This window comes from Dietzia sp. DQ11-38-2, from assembly GCF_014145055.1.
In the GTDB taxonomy this organism is placed as follows: Bacteria; Actinomycetota; Actinomycetes; order Mycobacteriales; family Mycobacteriaceae; genus Dietzia.
Genome location: NZ_JAALDW010000502.1, coordinates 1,285 through 3,405 on the forward strand (window position 1 = coordinate 1,285; position 2,121 = coordinate 3,405).

Sequence of the window (2,121 nt, forward strand, 5' to 3'; positions counted from 1 at the left end):
GGGATGTGGGTGCCGGGGGAAACCTGTGTGGGGCTCATGGGTGCTCCTCGAGAGGATCCATGGCGACCACCTCGACGAGGGCGTCCCCGGGGTGGGCCAGGCTCGCCGAGGTCACCTGCGCGGCGGTCTCGGCGGCGGAGGTGCACAGGAACCCGTAGCGGGCGCGGACCCGCTCGCCCGCCTCGGTGAGGGCGTGGGTGGCCCGGGCGCGGAACTCGGCGACGCTGAGTCGCTCGCCGACCGTGAGGTGGTCGTGGATCACCAGACTGGGGGAGTAGTAGTCCCGGACCGTGCCGTCGGGCCACCGGACGGCGAAGTTCATCTCAGGCACTGGCGAGCCTCCTCTCCTCGACCGGGTCGTTCAGCTCGACCAGCGGCCCGTAGACGTCGGGACGCCGATCGCGCAGGTGGAACATCCCGGCGCGCATCGCGGAGAAGGTGCCCGCGACGTCGACCTCGGCGACCGCCAGGCCCTCGTCGAGAGTGGTGGTGGCCAGGACGTTCCCGCCGGGATCGACGATCTTGGCGTTGCCCACGTACCGGAGCGACCCGAAGGTCCCCGCCTGGTTGGAGGCCACCCAGAACACCTGATTGTCCAGGGCCCGGGCGGAGTCGAAGAGGTTGAACCGGTAGGTCCAGCGGTCCTCCTGCAGGTTGGCGGCGGTCGCCGTGCGCGCCGCCGGCCACGCCGACAGGGAGGCGATGATCTCCGCGCCCTGCAGGGCCATGACGCGAGCGGCCTCGGGGAACGCCTTGTCGTAGCAGATCTGCAGGCCCACCCGCCCGACCGGGGTGTCGAAGACCTGGTAGTCGCCGCCGGAGGCGTAGGACATGTTCTCCCCGAGAGGCTGGTGCACCTTGCGGTAGGTCCCGTAGACGCAGGTTCCGTCGAGGACGGCGGCGGCGTTGTAGCGGCTCACGCCGTCGGCGCCCAGCTCGCAGAAACCGATGGCCACCACCAGGTCTCCGACGATCTCCCGGACGCGGGCGATCTCGGGGCCGTCGAGACGGATCGCCGGCGGCAGCGACCGGGCGGTAAGCGTGGTGTCGCCGTGGTTGCCGAGGCTGGAGAGATAGCCCCCGATGGCGGCCTCGGGGAAGACCAGGAAGTCGACCCCGCGCTCACGGGCGAGCTCCGCGTAGTGGGCGATGGTCCGGTAGTTCTGTTCGAGGTCGCGGGTGAAGTTGGCCGCGACCGAGCCGATGGTGGTCATGACGTCAGACCATGTAGGTGGAGTTGATGATGGCGCCCTTGCGGGCGTAGTGGATCAGGGCGTCCTGAACGTCGAGCGGGTGCGCGGGGATCACGCCCTCGATCAGGTCCTCCTCGCGGCCGCCGTGGAGGCCGAGCCCGAAGCGGCAGCAGAACACTGTCCCGCCCTCGGAGATGAACGCCTCGAGGGACTCGTTGATGTTCTGCTCGCCGGGGAAGCCGGAGTCCCCGGTGGTGGGGAATCCGCGGGTGGCGAGGCAGTTGATGGCGCCGGGGCCGTAGAAGTAGATGGCCGACTCGAACCCCTTGCGCAGGGCGCGGGTGGCCTGGAGCACGGCGACGAAGGAGACGGACGACTCGTGGGCGATGCCGTGCACGAGGGTGAAGTACGACTCGCCCTCCTCGGCCTTGTAGTCGGGGAAGATCTTGGTGCCGCCGTAGATGCTCGTGCCCTTGGGCAGCGACGGGTGCGGGATCTCCTTGAGGGAGGCGGCGATGTTCTCGGTGATGGCGGCGTCGAACTCGGGCACTGTGGGCTCCTCGGGGACGGGGTCACCGGAGGGGTTCCGGTGACATGGCAGCGAGTACACGCCCGCGGCGTTACCGCTGCGTGTCGGTCCGTTACCGGGTGGTTGCGATTGGAACAACCCGTCCGGCGTCCACGTAACACACGGGTGGGGCCGCGGCCCGCGACGATGGGGTCCGGTGAGCGGGGTCACGCCCGCGCTCGGCGCTGTCGGGGCTGATTACACTGGTGCTCTCCGTGCGGCCCCGTCCGCCGCGCCCACCCCACCCGGAGGACTCACACGCGTGACCACCACTGTCAGCAGCCCCACCACGACCGCAGCTCTGTCCGGCCTGGCCGGGGCGGTCGCCGCGAACCCGGCGCTGGCCGATCTGCGGGCGGG

The 2,121-nt window shown here is 70.3% G+C and carries 3 protein-coding genes; all 3 read right to left on the reverse strand.

Annotated elements, in window-relative coordinates; genetic code table 11:
• Positions 1 to 34: 34 nt before the first annotated feature.
• Genes G6026_RS15680 through G6026_RS15690 form a run of 3 tightly spaced genes read right to left on the reverse strand, consistent with a single transcriptional unit; the run spans position 35 to position 1,743 of the window.
• On the reverse strand, positions 35 to 331 hold the full coding sequence (locus G6026_RS15680) for an MSMEG_0570 family nitrogen starvation response protein (protein ID WP_107756917.1): 297 nt from the start codon (positions 329 to 331) through the stop codon (positions 35 to 37).
• The gene (locus G6026_RS15685) at positions 324 to 1,214 is read right to left on the reverse strand and encodes a carbon-nitrogen hydrolase family protein (RefSeq protein WP_182613719.1); all 891 of its coding nucleotides are present in this window, start codon (positions 1,212 to 1,214) and stop codon (positions 324 to 326) included. Before G6026_RS15685 ends, G6026_RS15680 begins: the two co-directional genes overlap by 8 nt.
• 4 nt (positions 1,215 to 1,218) lie before the next feature.
• The gene (locus G6026_RS15690) at positions 1,219 to 1,743 is read right to left on the reverse strand and encodes an MSMEG_0572/Sll0783 family nitrogen starvation response protein (protein ID WP_107756915.1); all 525 of its coding nucleotides are present in this window, start codon (positions 1,741 to 1,743) and stop codon (positions 1,219 to 1,221) included.
• Between the last annotated feature and the right edge of the window lie 378 nt (positions 1,744 to 2,121).

Bases quoted from the DNA above. Each gene is read 5' to 3' on its own strand.
- G6026_RS15685 (WP_182613719.1), bottom strand. From the start codon at position 1,214: ATGACCACCATCGGCTCGGTCGCGGCCAACTTCACCCGCGACCTCGAA.